This is a genomic window from Sphingomonas sp. 37zxx, assembly GCF_000786205.1.
GTDB lineage: Bacteria > Pseudomonadota > Alphaproteobacteria > Sphingomonadales > Sphingomonadaceae > Sphingomonas.
Map to the genome: position 1 here is coordinate 37,103 of NZ_JROH01000015.1, position 19,508 is coordinate 56,610.

Sequence of the window (19,508 nt, forward strand, 5' to 3'; positions counted from 1 at the left end):
TTCTTCAAAGGCTTCACCCATGGAAATGCCCACCCCTAGCCCCTCCTCGCCAAGCGGGAGGGGGATGAGGTATCAGACATGAACGAACTGACCAATTTCGCCAATCCGGTCGCCAAGGCCGAAACCTTCGACCAGATCCAGATCGGCCTCGCTTCGCCCGACCGCATTCGCAGCTGGTCGTTCGGTGAGATCAAGAAGCCCGAGACGATCAACTATCGCACGTTCAAGCCCGAGCGTGACGGCCTGTTCTGCGCGCGCATCTTCGGTCCGATCAAGGATTACGAGTGCCTGTGCGGCAAGTACAAGCGCATGAAGTATAAGGGCATCGTCTGCGAAAAGTGCGGTGTCGAGGTTACCGTCTCGAAGGTTCGCCGTGAGCGGATGGGCCATATCGAGCTGGCCGCGCCGGTCGCGCATATCTGGTTCCTGAAGTCGCTGCCGTCGCGCATCGGCCTGCTGCTCGACATGCAGCTCAAGCAGCTTGAGCGCGTGCTGTATTTCGAGAGCTATATCGTGATCGAGCCGGGCATCACCGGCCTTGAGCGCTATCAGTTGCTGACCGAGGACGAACTGCTCGACGCGCAGGATCAATATGGCGAGGACGCATTCTCCGCCGGGATCGGTGCCGAGGCGGTGAAGCAGATGCTGATCGACCTCGACCTTGAGGGCGAAAAGCGCGACCTGCTCGAAGAGCTGGCGGTCACCAAGTCCGAACTGAAGCCAAAGAAGATCATCAAGCGGCTGAAGGTCGTCGAAAGCTTCATCGATTCGGGCAACCGCCCCGAATGGATGATCCTCGACGTCGTGCCCGTGATCCCACCCGAGCTTCGCCCGCTGGTGCCGCTCGACGGTGGCCGCTTCGCGACGTCGGATCTCAACGATCTGTATCGCCGCGTGATCAACCGCAACAACCGCCTCAAGCGGCTGATGGAACTGCGCGCGCCGGACATCATCGTCCGCAACGAAAAGCGCATGTTGCAGGAAGCCGTCGACGCATTGTTCGATAACGGTCGCCGCGGCCGCACGATCACGGGCGCCAACAAGCGTCCGCTGAAGTCGCTGTCCGACATGCTCAAGGGCAAGCAGGGCCGCTTCCGTCAGAACCTGCTCGGAAAGCGCGTCGATTATTCGGGTCGTTCGGTCATCGTGACCGGGCCGGAATTGAAACTGCACCAGTGCGGCTTGCCCAAGAAGATGGCGCTCGAGCTGTTCAAGCCGTTCATCTACGCGCGCCTCGACGCCAAGGGCCTGAGCATGACGCTCAAGCAGGCGAAGAAGTGGGTCGAGAAAGAGCGCAAGGAAGTCTGGGACATCCTCGACGAAGTGATCCGCGAGCATCCCGTAATGCTCAACCGCGCACCGACGCTTCACCGTCTGGGAATCCAGGCGTTCGAGCCGGTATTGATCGAGGGTAAGGCGATCCAGCTTCACCCGCTGGTCTGCTCGGCATTCAACGCCGATTTCGACGGCGATCAGATGGCCGTCCATGTCCCGCTGTCGCTCGAAGCGCAGTTGGAAGCCCGCGTGCTGATGATGTCGACCAACAACATCCTGTCGCCCGCCAACGGCAAGCCGATCATCGTGCCGTCGCAGGACATGGTTCTGGGTCTCTATTACATCTCGATGATGAAAGAGAATGAGCCCGGCGAAGGCATGTTGCTGGGCGACATGAGCGAGGTGCATCAGGCGCTGAACGCGGGTGCGGTCACGCTGCACACCAAGATCATCAGCCGCATCCTGCAGACCGACGAGAAGGGCGAGACGTATCTCAAGCGCTTCGAGACGACGCCGGGCCGCATGCTGCTGGGCGAATGCCTGCCGCAGAGCCACAAGGTGCCGTTCGACATCGTCAACCGCCTGCTGACCAAGAAGGACGTCGGCGACGTAATCGACGAGGTCTATCGTCACACCGGCCAGAAGGAGACGGTGCTGTTCGCCGACGCGATCATGTCGCTCGGCTTCCGCAACGCCTTCAAGGCCGGCATCAGCTTCGGCAAGGACGACATGATCATCCCCGATGCCAAGATCGGGCTGGTCGACGAAACCCGCGGCCTGGTGAAGGACTTCGAGCAGCAATATCAGGACGGCCTGATCACGCAGCAGGAAAAGTACAACAAGGTGATCGACGCCTGGAGCCGTTGCGGCGATCAGGTGGCGACCGCGATGATGGACGAGATCAAGGCGGTTAAATATTACGAAGACGGCCCGATGAAGGGCCGCGAGAAGCCGATCAACTCGATCTATATGATGGCCCACTCGGGTGCGCGTGGTTCGCAGGCGCAGATCAAGCAGCTTGCCGGCATGCGCGGCCTGATGGCCAAGCCATCGGGTGAGATCATCGAAACGCCGATCATCTCGAACTTCAAGGAAGGCCTGACCGTCCTTGAATATTTCAACTCCACCCACGGCGCTCGCAAGGGCCTCGCGGATACGGCGCTCAAGACCGCAAACTCGGGCTACCTCACCCGCCGTCTGGTCGATGTGTCGCAGGATTGCGTCATCATGGAGCTCGATTGCGGCACCGAGCGGGCGCTGGAAATGCGCGCGATCGTGCAGGGCGGCTCGACCATCGCGTCGCTGGGCGAGCGTATCCTTGGCCGTACCACGGCGGAGGATGTCGTCGATCCCAAGACCAACGCGGTCGTCATCCCATCGGGCACCTTGCTCGACGAGCCGATGATCACGCAGATCGAAGCGATCGGCATCCTGGGCATGAAGATCCGCAGCCCGCTGGTATGCGAGGCCAAGATCGGCGTGTGCGGCAAATGCTATGGCCGCGATCTTGCCCGCGGTACCCCGGTCAACATCGGTGAAGCTGTCGGCGTCATCGCCGCGCAGTCGATCGGTGAGCCGGGCACGCAGCTGACGATGCGTACCTTCCACATCGGTGGCGCAGCGCAGCTCAACGAGCAGTCGAACCTCGAAGCGACCTCCGACGGCAAGATGGAGTATCGCGACCTTCGCATCATCATCGATCAGCGCGGCCGCCGAGTCGTGCTGAGCCGTTCGGGCGAGCTGGCGATCATCGACATGGATGGCCGCGAGTTGGCGGTGCATCGCATCCCTTATGGTGCGTATGTGCTGTTCGACGACGGGCATATCGTGTCACAGGGCGACCGGATGGCCGAGTGGGACCCGTTCACCATGCCGGTGATCACCGAAAATCCCGGCACGGTGAAATATGTCGATCTGATCGACGGCAAGACGCTGACCGAACAGGCCGACGAAGCCACGGGTATCACCCAGGCGGTCGTCACCGAATATCGCGGCAAGGCCAAGGAGGATCTTCGTCCTCGCCTGACCCTGCTCGACGAGAATTCGGGCGAGGCGGGCCGCTACATGCTGGCATCGGGTGCCACGCTGTCGGTGCAGGACGGGGCGCAGGTTTCGGGCGGCGACGTTCTGGCCCGTGTCAGCCGCGAAGCTGCCAAGACGCGCGACATCACCGGTGGTCTGCCGCGCGTTGCCGAGCTGTTCGAAGCGCGCAAGCCCAAGGAAAATGCGATCATCGCCAAGGTCTCGGGCCGCGTGGTGTTCGGCAAGGACTATAAGGCCAAGCGCAAGATCGGCATCCAGCCCGAGGATGGCGGCGAGGTCGTCGAATATCTGGTGCCCAAGTCGAAGGTCATCGACGTGCAGGAAGGCGATTACGTCAAGCGCGGCGACAATCTGATCGGCGGCTCGCCCGATCCGCACGACATTCTGGAAGTGCTCGGCATCGAGCCGCTGGCGGAATATCTCGTGTCGGAAATCCAGGAAGTCTATCGTCTCCAGGGCGTGAAGATCAACGACAAGCACATCGAGGTGATCGTTCGCCAGATGCTGCAAAAGGTTGAGATCACCGACGGCGGCGACACCACCTTGCTCGCGGGCGAACAGCTCGACCGCGACGAGATGGACGAGGCCAATGCCAAGCTGGACAAGAACCAGACCCCGGCACAGGGCAAGCCGATCCTGCTCGGGATCACCAAGGCGTCGCTGCAAACCCGCAGCTTCATCTCGGCGGCTTCGTTCCAGGAGACGACTCGCGTCCTCACCGAAGCTTCGGTGCAGGGCAAGATCGACAACCTCAACGGGTTGAAGGAAAACGTGATCGTCGGCCGGCTTATCCCGGCAGGCACCGGCGCGGGCATGAACCGCCTGCGCGTGGCGGCATCGTCGCGTGACGCGGCGCTTCGCGTCCAGCAGCGCAAGCTGCAGGAAGTGCTGATCGCGCCCAATTCAGCGGCAGAAGAGCGTGCCGCCGAAAAGGCACGTAACGCGCGCGACGAAGCCGGCACCGGCGACGATCCACTCGGCAAGGTCGTGACCAGCGGCACCGGCACCGATGCCGATGCGGCTGAGTATCTGAACGACTGATCGGCACTGCCGGTTTGAAACTAGCGAAACCGCCGTCCGGGCCACCGGGCGGCGGTTTTGTTTTGGGGGATGCGCGGGCGGCGGTGCCGGGCGCGCTACATGGCGACGATGGACGTCCCCAACCGCTCGGCTTCGGCGCGGTCGTGGGTGACGAGCAGGATCGGCAGCTTGAGGCGGTCGCGGACGTCCTCGATCACCCGCGCGATCTCCTCGCGGCGGGCATGGTCAAGGAACGACAGCGGCTCGTCGAGCAGCAGGAAGCGAGGGGCCGACAGCAGCGCGCGCCCGATCGCCACGCGGCGCGCTTCCCCGCCCGACAAGCTGGCGGGCCAGCGGCGCAGGAGACGTTCGATGTCGAGGAAGCCGACCACCGTGTCGAAGTCGATCCAGCGATCGGCTGGGGCAGTCAGCCGCTCGCCATAGCGTAAATTGGCGGCGACGCTCAGATGCGGGAACAGCCGTGCATCCTGAAAGACATAGCCCGCACGGCGCCGGTGCGCCGGCACGTCGATCCGCGCGCTCGAATCGAACAACGTCTCGCCGCCGACGCGGACATGGCCGGTATCGGGGCGTAGCAGCCCGGCGACCATGTCGAGCACGCTGCTCTTGCCGACGCCCGAGGGGCCGAACAGCACCGTCACCCCCTCGCCGCCCGCCACATTGCCCGCGACCAGCACATCGCCGCGCCGCTTCACGACCGAGATGTCAAAGGACATGCCCGCCCCTTCCCGCACCTTGGCCGGACCGCCGCGCCAGCCATTCGGACAGGATCAGCGCGGCGAGCGACAGCACCACCGACACGATCGCCAGCCGCAGCACGATCGAATCCCCGCCCGGTATCTGCAGCGCCGAATAGATCGCGATCGGCAGCGTGCGGGTTTCACCCGGAATGTTCGAGACGAAGGTGATCGTCGCGCCGAACTCCCCCAGCGCGCGCGCGAAGCCGAGTACCGCGCCCGCCAGGATACCGGGCACCGCCAGCGGCAGCGTGACGGTGGCGAACACCCGGCCCCGCCCCGCCCCCAAGGTCGCCGCCGCCGCTTCGAGCCGTCGATCGACCCCCTCGATCGACAGCCGGATCGCGCGCACCATCAGCGGCAGCGCCATCACCCCCGCCGCGATCGCCGCGCCGGTCCAGCGGAAGAGCACGCTCGCGCCGAACCAGTCCTGCAACCAGCCGCCGATCGGGCCGGTGGGAGCAAAGGCCAGCAGCAGCAGCCAGCCGGTAACGACCGGGGGCAACACCAACGGCAGGTGGACGATGCCATCGAGCAGCACCTTGCCCGGAAACCGTCCGCGCGCCAGCAGCCAGGCGAGCGCGAACGCCACCGGCAACGTCAGCGCAACCGCGGTGCCGCCGACCAGCAGCGACAGCCGGACGATCTCCCATTCCTCGCCCGACAGCATCAGGGCGCGCTGAAGCCGTGCGCGCGCAGGATCGCGCGACCGGCGGGGGACAGCAGGAAGCGCCGAAACGCTTCAGCCGAGGGCTCGCGCGAGCGGACGAGCCGGGCGATTGGATAGCGGATCGGGCGATGGCTGGCGGCAGGGAAGACGCCGACCACACGCACCGCCTTCGACGCGCGGGCATCGGTAGCATAGACGATTCCCAGCGGGGCGGCTCCGCGCTCGACCAACGCCAGCGCCGCGCGCACATTCTCGGCGGCGGCGACGCGCGGGGCGATGGCCTGCCACGCCCCCATGCGGGCGAGCGCGGCGCGGGCGTAGCGCCCGGCGGGCACCGCCTGCGGATCGGCGATCGCGATGCGGCGCTTGCCGAGCGCTGCGACGATCTGGGCGCCGGTGCGGATGGGGGGCAGGCGCGCGGTGGCGGGCGCGATCAGGACGAGGCGATTGCCCGCGAGCGGTGCGCGGGTGGCGGGGGCGAGCAGCCCCGCCCGTTCGATCGAGTCCATCCAGCCTTCATCGGCGGAAACGAACAGGTCGGCGGGAGCACCCGCGATGATCTGCCGCGCAAGCGCCGAGGATGCGGCGAACGACAGCACCGGGCGCGGCTGCCCCTGCGCGGCGAAGCGATCGGCGGCGGCGCTGAGCGCTTCCTGCATGCTGGTAGCCGCGAGGACGAGCGGGCCACGCGATTGGGCGAAGGTGGGTGCGGCGAGAAACAGCGCGCCGACGAATAGTAACCATCGCCCCCACCGAACGTGGTGTCGCGCTTGCGAACAGGCGAAGAACTCGGACATCGCTAGCGGTCTATCGCGGCGGGCACGCGCGCGATAGGGCGCGAGGCTCAAACCTTCTCCCGCCGGCGGGAGAAGGATAGCAAAGCTTGCCAGCTTGCTGGCTAGCGAAGGTTGGATGAGGGTGGTGCGAGCCGCAGGCTCGCGCGGTCGCAAGGACACCGCAGCCCCCTCACCCAGCTACGATTAGCGGGAGAGCGAAGAAATCAGGTCTCGTCCCCCATCCGAAGCGCCGCGATAAACGCCTCCTGCGGGATGCTGACGCTCCCATATTCGCGCATCTTCGCTTTGCCCTTTTTCTGCTTGTCGAGCAGCTTGCGCTTGCGCGTGGCGTCGCCGCCATAGCATTTGGCGGTCACGTCCTTGCGCATCGCGCTGATCGTCTCGCGTGCGATCACCTTGCCGCCGATCGCCGCCTGGATCGGGATCTTGAACAAATGGCGCGGGATCAATTCCTTTAGCCGCTCGACCATGCCGCGCCCGCGCACTTCGGCGGTCGACCGGTGGACGATCATGCTCAACGCATCGACCGGCTCTTCGTTGACCAAAATGCCCATCTTGACCAGATCGCCCTCGCGATAGCCGATCTGCTGGTAATCAAAGCTGGCATAGCCCTTCGACAGCGATTTCAGCCGGTCGTAGAAATCGAACACCACTTCGTTGAGCGGCAATTCATAGGTCGCCTGCGCGCGCCCGCCGACATAGGTGAGGTTCTTCTGGATACCGCGCCGATCCTGGCACAGCTTCAGGATGCTGCCGAGATATTCGTCGGGCACATAGATCGTCGCGTTGATCCACGGCTCGCTGATCGATTCGATCTTGGTCGGATCGGGCATGTCGGCGGGGTTGTGCAGCTCGATATGGCCGCCGCCATGCGTCAGGTCGATCTCGTACACCACACTAGGTGCAGTGGTGATGAGGTCCAGGTCATATTCGCGCGTCAGCCGCTCCTGAATGATTTCCAGGTGCAACAGCCCCAGGAAGCCGCAGCGATAGCCAAAGCCCAATGCCGCCGACGTCTCCATCTCGAAGCTGAACGAAGCATCGTTCAGCCGAAGCTTGCTGATCGATTCGCGCAATTTCTCGAAGTCGTTGGCGTCGACCGGGAACAACCCGCAGAACACCACCGGCTGCACTTCCTTGAAGCCGTCGAGCGCCTGCGCGGCGGGGCGCTTGGCATCGGTCAGCGTGTCGCCGACGCGCGCCTGCGCCACGTCCTTGATCTGCGCGGTGATGAAGCCGATTTCGCCGACGCCAAGGTCAGTCAGCTGTTCGATCTTGGGCCGGAAGCAGCCGACGCGGTCGATCAGGTGGACCGTGCCCGCCTGCATGAACTTGATCTGCTGCCCCTTTTTCAGCGTGCCTTCCATGACGCGCACCAGGATCACCACGCCCAGATAGGGGTCATACCAGCTATCGACCAGCATCGCCTTCAATGGCGCATCGGCATCGCCCTTGGGCGGCGGGATTCGCTCGACGATCGCATCGAGAATTTCCTCGATGCCGATACCTGCCTTGGCGCTGGCGAGCACCGCGCGACTGGCGTCGATGCCGATCACATCCTCGATCTCGGCACGCACCTTTTCGGGTTCGGCGGCGGGCAGGTCGATCTTGTTGATCACCGGCACGATCTCATGGTCATGCTCGATCGACTGATAGACGTTGGCCAGCGTCTGCGCCTCGACGCCTTGCGCCGCATCGACCACCAGCAACGCGCCCTCGCACGCCGCCAGGCTGCGCGAGACTTCATAGGCGAAATCGACATGCCCCGGCGTGTCCATCAGATTGAGGACATAGCCCTTCCAGTCGAGGCGCACCGTCTGCGCCTTGATCGTGATCCCGCGTTCCTTCTCGATGTCCATATTGTCGAGCACCTGCGCCGACATTTCGCGCTCGGTAAGCCCGCCGGTGCGCTGGATCAGCCGGTCGGCCAGCGTCGATTTGCCGTGATCGATATGCGCGATGATCGAAAAATTGCGGATCTTGTCGAGAGGGGTTGCCACGGTGCCTGAATCATTTCCGAATACGAGGAGTTGGGCGGGCGATAGCAGCTTCACGGGCGGTTGCCAAAACGGGCTTTGGTTCCCGCTCGCATCGCGCTTTTGGCTCTGATATGGCGCGCATGAGTTTCGGCTCGTGTTCGATCGCGTATCATCCGGTTCCAGGGGGAATTTGAACGCATGCGAAGCCTGTCGCCCGCCGCAGCCATTGCCGCGCTGCTGCTCACCACACCATTGATCGACGCACCGGCCGAGGCGCAGACCGCGACCTCATCGGGTCGCCAGAACCGCGACGGCACCACGCGCGGCGCTTCCTCAGCGCGCAAGGATCAGGAACGCGCGCTGCGCGAAGTGCCGCGCTGCACCCGCAAACTCGGCACCGTCGCGATCGTCGAGCCTGACAATCAATGGTGGCGCGAGTTCAACCTGGGCAGCCCCGAGGCGATCCTGCGTGTGTTCGTCCAGCAATCGGGATGCTTCACCATGGTCAATCGCGGGCGCAGCATGCAAAGCCGCGCGATGGAGCGCGCGATGGCCGACCAGGGCGAGCTGCAGGATAATTCGAACCTGGGCCGCGCGCAGGTGAAGGCGGCCGATTACTTCCTCCAGCCCGACATCGTCACCTCGAACGCCAATTCGGGCGGCAACGCCGTGGGCGGGGTGCTTGGCGGCTTGCTGGGACGCAGCCGCGGCATTCTGGGCGGCGTCGGCGCGGTTGCCGGCGGGATCAACACGCGCAAGGCAGAGGCGAACGTCACGCTGTCGATCGTCAACGCGCGCACTACCGAGGAAGAAGCGCTGACCGAAGGCTATGCGCGCAAGAGCGACCTGAGCTTTGGCGTCGGCGGCGGCGCGTTCGGCGGCGGCGCGGCATTCGGCGCGGCGGGCGGCGGATACCAGAACACCGAAATCGGCCAGGTCATCGTCCTGGCCTATCTCGACGCCTATACCAAGCTGGTCACCGAAATGGGCGGCTTGCCCGAAAACGCATCGGCGGCGGCACCAGTCGCGCGCTGAACCCAGGGCAGCCGAGCGGCGGCACCAATCGTGCTTGAAAAGCACGATGATGATGCTACAAGCCGCCGCTCGCTGACCGGTATTGCCGGCCATGCGCCCCGGTCGGGGGATAGCTCAGCCTGGTAGAGCACTGCCTTCGGGAGGCAGGGGCCGGAGGTTCGAATCCTCTTTCCCCGACCATTTTTCGACATTGCGTCGTCGGAAATTGCTCCAGTTAGATGGGTTGTGGCGTGTGCTCAGCGCAGCGCAACTCGTTTGAACGGGACAAAGTTGCTGCTGCAGGACACGGAACCGCACAGAGTCGGCGAGCAGAGTCCGCCCATAGGGCGGGCAACGAATGGTCGCAACTGGCCAGCGCTATCGCGTTTTTAAAACAGGCCGGGGCTGCCGCCCACCGCACCGATCAGCGTGAACACCACCGATAGGCCGACCACCACATGGACGATGCGGGCGATGGTCAGGTCATCCATCGGCCTGCTCGGCTGGTCTGCCGCCATCAGGAAGCGGTTCTGTTCGGAAGAAATCGACCTGCATCGACATGGTGCCCAGCGGCACCACATAATGCGTGGCCAAAGGCGCAATTGGCGCGGGCATGCCCGGCGTGACCAGCACTTCACGATGGGGGTCGGTGAAGATCAGCCGCACTTGCCCGCTCAAGACGCGCAGCAATCCCCAAGTGCCGTCCTTGGTACGATGATCATTGCGTAGCGCGTCTGGCAGGCTTTGTTCATCGAATACCGGGGAGGATGCATAGGGTGCGGGGGTCATGACGTTGTCTCCATAGGTGCGAGATCTGCCGCCCTGGTTCGCAAGGCGTCCAACCCGCCGCGCTCCACCAAAACGCCTGTCAGCAGGCTATCGGCGATCCGATGCGCGGATGTGCGAAACCGATCTGCGACCGCCGCGTCCGGGATATTCAGCGCGACGGTTTCATCCCACAGCGCCAGCCAGCGCGCGAAATGGGCTTTGGTCAACATGCCCAGCGCGATGTGTTTCTGCATCGGCCTGCCGTTGAAACGGCCTGACTCGATCATGATCGATGCCCAGAAATCCTTCATCCGTGGCAAGTGTTGCGACCAGTCTGCGACATGCGCTGCGAAAATCGGCCCGAGCAGGTCGTCGGCTTGCACCCGGGTGTAAAACACATCGACGAGCGAGCCGATCAGGGCGTCGTCGATACCTGCCTCGGCAGCCGCCACGCGCTTGTGCACGCGCGCCTGCTCGGCATGGGATGAGGGCGTCATCGGGCGAAATCTGGAAACATGTATTTCATGTGCATCATTAACGACGCCTGGCGCTTAATAGCAATATGTGATTTGCATGTTTGATGAGATTGTCGCTTCACGCCGATTATGCGCTGCGCACGTTGATGTATCTGGCGGTTCACGATGGCCACAGGTCGATCGGGGAAATCGCGCGGGCCTATGACATATCGAAGAACCATCTGATGAAGGTTGCCCAGCGCCTGGTCGCGGAAGGCTTTCTGGATGCCGTGCGCGGCAGGTCGGGTGGCCTGCGCCTGGCGCGCGGCGCAGACCAGATCAACGTCGGCAATGTTGCCCGCAAGATGGAGGAAACCGGCAGCTTCGTGGAGTGCTTCGACCCGGCAACCAATAGCTGCGTGATCACGCCGGCATGCCAGTTGCGCCACATTCTGTCGGGCGGGCTCGAGGCGTTTTTCCAGCATCTCGATCGCTATTGGCTTGCGGATCTGGTCAACGATCCGGCGGCGATGCGGGAGAGATTGCTGTCGGTCAGCGTGGATCATTGTTGAGCGCCAGCGCATAAAGCCTGCTATTTGGACCCCATGCGCTCGGTATCACGGCAAATGCCGCAACGCACAAAATTAGCTTGCGTTAAAGCCCGCCCCCTGACAACTTAATGGCGGTTCAGGCAACGCTGCCTGAAAGATCATAATCGGAACGGCCCAATGGCGGGTCGGTCTGGTCGCTCTGGGTTGACCGGAGCATGGCAATGAAGCCGCCCGAGCCGGTCACGATGACCGCGTTTCGAGGCGGCTTTTTTCGTGTCTGAAAGGATGATGGCTTTGACGGTGTATTCCGGCCGATCGGCAATGAACATCAGGCGGGCGCATCGCCCGCAATGGGGCTTCCTGATTTTTGCCGGCCTCGCCCCGGGCGCCTTTGCCGTCCCGGTTGCCAGCCCAGCCCTGGCCGGACAGCTTACGCTCACGCCCTTGATCGATGCCCGGATACGCTATGAGGGCGTCGACCAGCAGGACAAGGCCCGACAGGCCGATGCCGTGACCTTTCGCGTTCGTAGCGGCGTGGAGGCAAAGACCGGCCCTTGGTCGATGCTCGCAGAGGCCGAAGCCACGCTGGCGATCGCCGAAGACTATAACAGCACCGTCAATGGCCGCACCGGATTTCCGGTGGTCGCCGATCCTGAAACCATCGAGCTGAACCGCCTTCAGGTCCAGTATCGCGGCCTGCCCAAAACGGTGGTGACCTTGGGCCGTCAGCGGATCAATCTGGACGATCAGCGCTTTGTCGGCACGGTTTTGTGGCGGCAGAATGAGCAGACCTATGATGCGGTGCGGCTGGAAAGTTCGGCGCTTGGCCCGCTCACCGCCGACATCACCTATAGCTGGGCGGTACGCAGCATTTTCGGTATCGACAGCCCGCTGCAATCGATCGGCGGCGACAATGTGCTGGCGCAGCTGGGTGGCAGATTCGGCCCGGTGGCGATCAAGGGCTTTGCCTATCTGATCGATCAGGACCAGGCCGGACGACGCCAGTTTTCCAGCCAGACCTATGGCGCGCGCGCCACCGGATCGTTCCCGTTGACGCCTCGGCTCAAGCTGGGCCTGATCGGCAGCTATGCCCGTCAGAGCGATTACAGGGGCAATGCCAACAGCTATGCTGCCGACTATTGGCTGGGCGAGGCGCAACTGGCGGCATATGGCTTCACCTTGACCGGCGGTTACGAGGTGCTGGGCGCAGCATCGGGCCGCGCGTTCACCAGTTTCCAGACACCATTGGCCACCGCGCACAAATTCAATGGCTGGGCCGACCTGTTTCTCACCACGCCTGCCAATGGCCTGCGCGATACCTATGCCGGGCTGGGGTATGTGCTGCCGACTGTGCGCGGGCCGGTGAACCTGACCATCATATCCCACCGTTTCGACAGCGACCGGCTGGGCCAGAAATACGGCGATGAATGGAACGCGCAGGCGACGTTCAAGCTGACCCGGAACATCGGCCTGCTGGTCAAATACGCCGATTACCGGGCCGACCAGTTCGGCACCGACACCCGCAGGCTGTGGCTGCAATTGGAGTATCTGCTGTGACGGGCAAACCCGCACCAACCGGCAACCCGCACCCAGGGTGAACGGCGATCTGCCGCCCGCCGACAGGCTTGTACCGATTCACCCGCGCAACGCACTGGCCCGATGGCGGTGGCCGGGGTAGGACGGCGGGGGGAGACGATCTGCTTGACCGATACGACGCTGTTCACTGCCGGAAGCCTGTTCACCAGCGACTATCTGACGCATGGCATCACCGACACCGCCGAATATGCGGCGGTCGATACCACCATATTGGCCACAAGCCTGACCGCATTGCTCGATGCCTTCCCGGCGGTCACCCAGCCCAATGAAGCACAGACCGAGGACGACCTGATCTGGCCCGTCCTCGCCGCGCTGGGCTGGGCCGACATGCTGCGCCAACAGAATCTGACGGTATCGGGCCGCGACGATGTGCCCGATGGGCTGTTGTTCGCCGATGCCGCCGCCAAGGCGCAGGCGAATAGCGGCGCGCAGGAATGGCAGCGATACGGCCACGGCCTGGCAGTCGTCGAAAGCAAGCGCTGGGGCCGACCGCTCGACCGCGCCGGCCGCCGCGACGAGGCCACCGCCCCCTCGACCCAGATGCTGCGCTACCTGCGCCGCATCGATGACCTCACCAGCGGCCGGCTGCGCTGGGGCATTCTCACCAACGGCGCACGGTGGCGGCTTTATTGGGCCGGCGCGCGGTCGGTGTCCGAGGAGTTCCTCGAAATCGATCTCGCGCGCGTCCTTGGCCGTGCCGGCGACGATCTGTTTGCCGGGCCTGACGATCGCGAGCATTGGCTGCGCGTCTTCGCCATCATGTTCGGCCGTCCCGGTTTCCTCGCCGACGCCGGCGGCATGACCTTCCATGCCCGCGCGCTGCGCCAGGCCGCCTTTTACGAAGAGCGGGTCGCCGCCAGCCTGGCGACCCTGGTCTTTACCGAAATATTCCCCGCCATCGCGCGTGCCATCGCCGGCGCTGCCCCCACCGCGCCGTTGCAGGACGTGCGCGAGGCAAGCCTGGTCCTTCTCTATCGATTGTTGTTCCTGCTCTATGCCGAGGATCGCGGATTGCTGCCGGTTCGCGATCGCCGCTACGATGATTATGCGCTGCGCCCGCTACGCGAAGACATTGGCCGTCGCATGGGCCAGGGCGATGCCTTTTCCACCAGCGCCTCGCCGATCTGGAACCGGATCGGCGATCTGTCGCGGATGATCGACAAGGGTGACGCCTCGGTCGGCCTGCCGCCCTATAATGGCGGGCTGTTCTCGGCGGAAAAAACGCCGCTGCTCGATCGAATCCGCATCCCCGACGCGGTAATGGCGCTGACCATCGATGCCCTATCGTTCGAACGGACGGGCATGCTGCGCCGCTATATCAACTATCGCGATCTGTCGGTGCAGCAGCTCGGCAGCATTTACGAACGGCTGCTCGAACACGAACTCACCCTCGATCACGGCACGCTCAGCGTTCGCCCCAATGCCTTCGCCCGCAAAAACAGCGGCAGCTATTATACGCCCGATTCGCTCGTCGGACTGATCCTCGATCAGACGCTGGAGCCGCTGATCGCCGAGCGGCGCGACGCCTTCGCCGCCGCACTGCGCGCGCTGCGCCCCGCCGATAGCGAGGATTACCGCCGCCGCGAACTCGACGTCGCCGATCCGGCGGAAGCGATCCTGGCACTGCGCGTGCTCGATCCGGCGATGGGATCGGGCCATTTCCTCGTCAGCCTGGTCGATACGCTGACCGATCATGTCCTCGATGCGATGGCCGAGGTCGCCGTCGCGGGTGCCGAGCTGGACCACCGATCGCCACTGGCGGCCGAAATCGTCAAGACGCGCAACCGCATCTTGGGCAATGCCCGCGCCGCCAATTGGGCGATCGAAGAGGCGCAGCTCGACGATCGCCACATTGTCCGGCGCATGGTGCTGAAACGCTGCATCTATGGCGTCGACAAAAACCCGATGGCGGTCGAACTGGCAAAGGTTGCGCTGTGGCTGCACACCTTCACCGTCGGTGCGCCGCTGTCGTTTGTCGATCATCATCTGCGCGCGGGCGACAGCCTGTTCGGCCTGTGGGTGCGCGACGCGATCGATCGCGCCGAGGGATGGGGCGGCGGCCAGCTGCTCTATGCCGGCCCCTTGCGTGAGGCGCAGTCGGCGGCGGCGGCGATGCAGATCATCGAACGGCTCACCGACGCCGAAATCGCCGAGGCGCATCAGTCCGCCGACACATTTTACGGCGTGCAGCAACAGGTGGCCCCGCTCGATGGCTTCATGGCGCTGCTGCACGCCTTCGACTGGCTCGATCTGAAAGGGCGCGACGACAAGGCGGCGGTGCGCGCGTGGCTGGATGGCGTGTTCGGCAACCCGATCGACATTGCGCGCGGCCGCGCCGAACCGCTGCTGGACCGCGACCGCCAGCATGGCGAACGCTTCGGCGTGATCCTGGCGCGCGCCCGCGCGCTGGTGGAGGACGAACGCTTCCTCAACTGGCAGGTCGCCTTTCCCGGCGTGTGGACCGATTGGTCCAGCGGCGATCGCCAGGGCGGTTTCGACGCGGTGGTCGGCAATCCGCCGTGGGACCGCTTCGAATTTGAAGAAGTGCCGTGGTTCGCGGCTCGCGAACCCAGCATCGCTCTCGAGACGAGCGGGGCACGACGCAAAGCGCGTATTCAGCGCCTTCGCTTAGACGGAGATCCATTGTGGGATCAGTATCAGCAAGCTTTGAACAGGCTTAACGCGGCCGCTGCCATTGCCAGGAGTGGAGGTATCTACAATCGGCTCAACGTGGGAAAGCTGAATATCTTTAAGCTATTCGTTGAGCGTGCAACCCAGTTATGTAAGCCAAATGGAATGATCGGGCTGTTGGTGCCTAGTGGCATCGCCTCAGACCTGTCTTCTGCACCGTTCTTTCGCGGGGTGGCGTTAGGTGGCCATCTTAAAGCGCTATTTGATTTTGAGAATCGGCGGTCGCGCTACGGCAAGGAGCCATTTTTTCCTGACGTCGATACGCGGTTTAAGTTCACCGCCCTTATTTGCGGAAAGTCTCGCACGTTTCCGGATACAACCTGCGCCTTCTTCCTCCAGGATGTGGGAGAGATCGCTGACCCACAGCGCGCCTTCGGCATTACTGCGGAAGGGTTTGCGGCAGTCAATCCAAACACAGGTACAGCACCCATCTTCCGTTCGCGCCGCGACATGGAATTGACCACCAGTATTTACTCACGCTTACCAGTTCTGATTAACCGTTCTGGTGAAACCCCCGTCCCTGCTTGGCCAGTGCGCTATTCACAAACCATCAACATGACGTCGGACAGCCACTTGTTCCGCACCCGCGCGGAACTGGAGGAACGCGAAGGCGCCTGGCCGACCGGCGGCAACCGATATGGCTCGGCAGCCGGGGAATGGGTGCCGCTGTACGAAGGCAAAATGGTGCAGGCATTCGATCACCGCGCCGCCAGCGTCGTGGTGAACCCTGCCAACGTCAACCGCCCGGCCCAGCCGCTGCCCGCGACCGAAGAGCAACATGCCGATCCGGCTTGGGTGGCAGACCCGCAATTCTGGGTGCAACCGCCGCCGGGCCTCGGCAGTCATCCTTACGCGCTAGGCTTCAAGGACGTGACTGCGCCGACCAACATCCGGTCCATGATCGCAGCAGTGGTGCCCAGCGGTGCTGCGGGCAACACGCTGCCGCTAATCGAGTTGGGGGGCACGCACGACGCCCACGCTATCGCGCTGATGGTGGCCAATCTGAACAGCCTGATTTTCGATTATGTCGCTCGGCAAAAGATTCAGGGTCAGCATCTCAACTGGTTCATCGTCGAACAGCTCCCGGTCGTCCCGCCCGCTGCTTATGACCGCCGCTTCGGCGACCGCACCGCCGGCGACATCGTCCGCGAAAGCGTGCTCGAACTCAGCTATACCGCGCATGATCTTGCCCCGTTCGCCCGCGACCTTGGCCATGTCGATGCCGGCGGCGCGGTGCTGCCGCCCTTTGGTTGGGACGAGGAACGGCGGCTGCGGTTGCGCGCGCGGCTCGATGCGTTGTTCTTCATTCTCTATGGCATCACCGATCGCGACGATGTCCGCTACATCTTCTCGACCTTCCCGATCGTCGAGCGGGAGGAAACCGCGCGCTGGGGCAGCTACCGCACCCGCGACCTAACCCTCGCCCACATCAACGCCCTCCTCGCCGGGCAACCAGACGCCCAGATCGACGCATAACCGCCGCCACCCAACGCCGATGACTGGTCCACCTGAGCTGCGATGGCGAGCACATTTGGCACGGGGACTCAGAGCATGATGCCTTGATGCCGTCAGGCCGCCAGGCGGATGTCGGTTGCGTGGACCGGATAGGGTGCGATGGTCGTCTCATCGATCGTGCCGCCGCTCAACTGGCTGGCGAAACCGTGATTGACGTCGCGGTGATGCGCCTCGTCAGCGCGGACCACCAGCACCACGTCGCGCAACGTGGCGTCGTCAGCCATCTGCCAATAATGTTTGGCGATCGCCGGGGCGGGCACGTTGACCGAGCGGCCTTCGTCGATTTCCTGGAGGTACATGGTGTAGCTGATCACCGCCTCCTCCTCGAAATAGCCGACCACGCGGTGCGCGGTGCGCGCCGAGATCAGATACAGGATCGAGAAGCCGACCAGGAACACGCCCTGCACGCCCAGAATGACCATGCGTTCGAACCAGGTTGGCTTGGCGATCTCGATGAAGGTCATCAGATGCATCCGCTCATTTTCCGCCTCTTCCATCAGCGTGCGGATCCAGCCCTGATCGTCGCGCATCCAGCGAAGGCAGGTGAGATGGGTGAACATCGCGCCGACCATGCCCGGCACTGCCGCCACGGTTTCAAGGACGATGGCGCGGTGCCCATAACGCTTGGCAAAGAAGGTGTCGGCGGTGAGGCGAAGCAGCTTGGTAAAGCCAAGCGCGAAATGGTCCGAAAAGCCCGATGGGGCGTGATGGATCACCGGCTGCGCCTCGCGCTCGGCATCCAGTGCATGGGCGCTCGGCGTCAGGATAGTGTTGGTCATGGTGAGTCCTTTCAGGACTGAATCAGATGGCGGCGGCGGCCAGCGGCAGCTTGCGCTCGACCAGCACCAGCGTGGAATCACCGGGATAGGGGCGCGCGGTGAAGCCCATTTCGCGCTCCAGCTCGATCGCGGCGTGGTTGGCATAGCTTTCGATCGACTGGAGCGTCTGAACGCCCCTCGCCTCTGCATAGCGCGCGACATGCGCCAGCAACGCCCAGCTGATGCCGCGCTGTTTATAATCCGACCGAATGCTGATCGCGACTTCGCCCACCTGAAGCGCGGCATCGCACGCCAGCATCGCGGCGGCGATCACGGTGGTGCCGTCATCGCCAAAGGCAAGGAAGGTTTCGGATTGGTGGTGATCGACCCGGATCATCGCCGCCAGCCGGTCATGGCCGACCACCGCCAGGCCGGTGAGGAAGCGAAACCGCAAATCCTCGGGCGTGACATGGGTGAAGAACTCGGCGAGCGCCGGCTCGTCACGGTCGGTTACCGGGCGCACCAGAAAGCGGTGCCCGGTGCGGGTTTCCAGATCTGCGTTGCCGTGCGGGGTCATGCCATTCTCCGATACTTGCCGAAAATGTGCCGGCGTCCCCGGCCAGATGCGCCGCATTGCAGCAACGCCCTATGCGTAGATACCCGGATAGGGCAGTCAGGACTGGTCCTGCTGCATCCCCTCCATCGCCTTTTTCAACGCCGCCGATGAGCGTTGCAGCGCATCGTGTTCGCCCGTCGGCAGGTCGGGCATCACCACCCGTTCGATGCCACCCGCGCCGATCAGGCACGGCAAACTGATATACGTCCCGCCAAAGCCGGTATCGTCGGGCGGCATGATCGACACCGGCAGCACCGCGCGCTCATCGCGCACCAGCGCCTCGCAAATGCGGACGATGGCGGTAGCGATGCCGAACGAGGTATATCCTTTGCCCGACACGATGCCATAAGCGGCATCGCGCACTTCGGCGGCAATCGCGGCGCGATCGAGCGGCGGCGCGGCGGCGGCGAAGCGATCGAGCGGCAGGCCGCCAATGCGAACGGTGGAAAAAGCGGTAACTTCGCTGTCGCCATGTTCACCAAGGACAAATCCCTCGACCGCCGAGGGGGCAACGCCGAGCTTTTCGGCCAGCGTCTGCCGCAGCCGCGCCGAATCGAGCAGGGTGCCGGTGCCGATCACCCGCCCAGCAGGCAGGCCCGACGCACGCAGGGCCACCTGCGCCATCAGGTCGACCGGATTGGCGGCGATCAGCAGGATGCCGTCGAAGCCGTTGGTCATCAGCGATTCGACGCATTGTTCGATGATCGCGGCACTGCGCGCGGCAACCGACAGGCGGCTTTCATTGCCGTGGGTCGCCGCGCCTGCGGTGAGCACCGCGATCCCTGCGCTGGCAGCATCGGCATAATCGCCCGCCCAGATCCGCGCCGGGCGGGCCAGCGCATCGGCATCGGCGAGGTCAGCGGCCTCTGCCTCCGCCAGTTTGTGGTTGGAATCGATCAGCACGATTTCGCGCACCAGCGCGCGCAGCATCAGGGCATAGGCAGCAGTGGCACCGACATGGCCGGCACCGATGATGACGATTCGCGTGGTCACGGCAGGTTC

General features: G+C 63.9%; 14 protein-coding genes and 1 tRNA gene. 6 read left to right on the plus strand and 9 right to left on the minus strand.

What is annotated here, in order from left to right; all coding sequences use genetic code 11:
* Window positions 1-78: 78 nt before the first annotated feature.
* On the plus strand, window positions 79-4,359 hold the full coding sequence (rpoC, locus tag QU44_RS08605; RefSeq protein WP_033921557.1) for a DNA-directed RNA polymerase subunit beta': 4,281 nt from the start codon (window positions 79-81) through the stop codon (window positions 4,357-4,359).
* A gap of 95 nt (window positions 4,360-4,454) precedes the next feature.
* Here rpoC and QU44_RS08610 read toward each other — a convergent pair whose 3' ends face one another.
* The 4 genes from QU44_RS08610 to lepA form a co-directional block, all read right to left on the minus strand.
* The gene (locus QU44_RS08610; RefSeq protein ID WP_033921598.1) at window positions 4,455-5,075 is read right to left on the minus strand and encodes an ATP-binding cassette domain-containing protein; all 621 of its coding nucleotides are present in this window, start codon (window positions 5,073-5,075) and stop codon (window positions 4,455-4,457) included.
* A complete protein-coding gene (gene modB, locus QU44_RS08615) occupies window positions 5,065-5,766 on the minus strand; it encodes a molybdate ABC transporter permease subunit (RefSeq protein WP_033921558.1) in 702 nt (233 codons plus the stop codon). Before modB ends, QU44_RS08610 begins: the two co-directional genes overlap by 11 nt.
* Complete coding sequence (modA, locus tag QU44_RS08620) at window positions 5,766-6,563, minus strand: molybdate ABC transporter substrate-binding protein (protein WP_052134504.1); 798 nt, start codon at window positions 6,561-6,563, stop codon at window positions 5,766-5,768. Before modA ends, modB begins: the two co-directional genes overlap by 1 nt.
* 203 nt (window positions 6,564-6,766) lie before the next feature.
* Window positions 6,767-8,563: a translation elongation factor 4 gene (gene lepA / locus QU44_RS08625; RefSeq protein WP_033921602.1), complete on the minus strand. Its 1,797-nt coding sequence runs from the start codon at window positions 8,561-8,563 to the stop codon at window positions 6,767-6,769.
* A 177-nt stretch (window positions 8,564-8,740) separates the two neighbouring features.
* Here lepA and QU44_RS08630 point away from each other — a divergent pair, with 177 nt between their 5' ends.
* A complete protein-coding gene (locus tag QU44_RS08630) occupies window positions 8,741-9,577 on the plus strand; it encodes a CsgG/HfaB family protein (protein ID WP_033921560.1) in 837 nt (278 codons plus the stop codon).
* Between the two features lie 103 nt (window positions 9,578-9,680).
* Window positions 9,681-9,757 (plus strand) — tRNA-Pro (locus QU44_RS08635).
* A gap of 282 nt (window positions 9,758-10,039) precedes the next feature.
* On the opposite strand, the gene QU44_RS08640 is transcribed toward QU44_RS08635, so the two are convergent.
* Complete coding sequence (locus QU44_RS08640; RefSeq protein ID WP_033921562.1) at window positions 10,040-10,345, minus strand: DUF1971 domain-containing protein; 306 nt, start codon at window positions 10,343-10,345, stop codon at window positions 10,040-10,042.
* Window positions 10,342-10,788 (minus strand): group III truncated hemoglobin, encoded by a 447-nt coding sequence (locus QU44_RS08645; RefSeq protein WP_231621674.1) that lies wholly within the window; start codon window positions 10,786-10,788, stop codon window positions 10,342-10,344. The genes QU44_RS08640 and QU44_RS08645 overlap by 4 nt, the downstream gene beginning before the upstream one ends.
* A gap of 116 nt (window positions 10,789-10,904) precedes the next feature.
* Between QU44_RS08645 and QU44_RS08650 the strand changes: the two genes are divergently transcribed.
* The 3 genes from QU44_RS08650 (at window position 10,905) to QU44_RS08660 (ending at window position 17,093) form a co-directional block, all read left to right on the plus strand.
* Complete coding sequence (locus tag QU44_RS08650) at window positions 10,905-11,351, plus strand: RrF2 family transcriptional regulator (RefSeq protein WP_033921565.1); 447 nt, start codon at window positions 10,905-10,907, stop codon at window positions 11,349-11,351.
* Between the two features lie 279 nt (window positions 11,352-11,630).
* On the plus strand, window positions 11,631-12,887 hold the full coding sequence (locus tag QU44_RS08655; protein WP_331377448.1) for an alginate export family protein: 1,257 nt from the start codon (window positions 11,631-11,633) through the stop codon (window positions 12,885-12,887).
* A gap of 144 nt (window positions 12,888-13,031) precedes the next feature.
* Entirely contained in the window at window positions 13,032-17,093 is a 4,062-nt protein-coding gene (locus tag QU44_RS08660; protein WP_033921606.1) for an Eco57I restriction-modification methylase domain-containing protein, read from the plus strand.
* 92 nt (window positions 17,094-17,185) lie between these two features.
* Here QU44_RS08660 and QU44_RS08665 read toward each other — a convergent pair whose 3' ends face one another.
* Genes QU44_RS08665 through QU44_RS08675 form a run of 3 tightly spaced genes read right to left on the minus strand, consistent with a single transcriptional unit; the run spans window position 17,186 to window position 19,499 of the window.
* Window positions 17,186-17,911, minus strand: a complete 726-nt coding sequence (locus QU44_RS08665; RefSeq protein WP_081987935.1) for an alternative oxidase — start codon at window positions 17,909-17,911, stop codon at window positions 17,186-17,188.
* A 22-nt stretch (window positions 17,912-17,933) separates the two neighbouring features.
* Window positions 17,934-18,524: a GNAT family N-acetyltransferase gene (locus QU44_RS08670; RefSeq protein ID WP_231621676.1), complete on the minus strand. Its 591-nt coding sequence runs from the start codon at window positions 18,522-18,524 to the stop codon at window positions 17,934-17,936.
* A gap of 39 nt (window positions 18,525-18,563) precedes the next feature.
* A complete protein-coding gene (locus QU44_RS08675; RefSeq protein WP_033921610.1) occupies window positions 18,564-19,499 on the minus strand; it encodes an L-lactate dehydrogenase in 936 nt (311 codons plus the stop codon).
* Window positions 19,500-19,508 lie beyond the last annotated feature (9 nt).

Coding starts and splice junctions, on each gene's coding strand:
- rpoC (WP_033921557.1), top strand. CDS start 79: ATGAACGAACTGACCAATTTCGCCAATCCGGTCGCCAAGGCCGAAACC.
- QU44_RS08650 (WP_033921565.1), top strand. CDS start 10,905: ATGAGATTGTCGCTTCACGCCGATTATGCGCTGCGCACGTTGATGTAT.
- QU44_RS08670 (WP_231621676.1), bottom strand. CDS start 18,524: ATGCGGCGCATCTGGCCGGGGACGCCGGCACATTTTCGGCAAGTATCG.
- modA (WP_052134504.1), bottom strand. CDS start 6,563: ATGTCCGAGTTCTTCGCCTGTTCGCAAGCGCGACACCACGTTCGGTGG.
- QU44_RS08665 (WP_081987935.1), bottom strand. CDS start 17,911: ATGACCAACACTATCCTGACGCCGAGCGCCCATGCACTGGATGCCGAG.
- QU44_RS08610 (WP_033921598.1), bottom strand. CDS start 5,075: ATGTCCTTTGACATCTCGGTCGTGAAGCGGCGCGGCGATGTGCTGGTC.
- QU44_RS08630 (WP_033921560.1), top strand. CDS start 8,741: ATGCGAAGCCTGTCGCCCGCCGCAGCCATTGCCGCGCTGCTGCTCACC.
- modB (WP_033921558.1), bottom strand. CDS start 5,766: ATGCTGTCGGGCGAGGAATGGGAGATCGTCCGGCTGTCGCTGCTGGTC.
- QU44_RS08640 (WP_033921562.1), bottom strand. CDS start 10,345: ATGACCCCCGCACCCTATGCATCCTCCCCGGTATTCGATGAACAAAGC.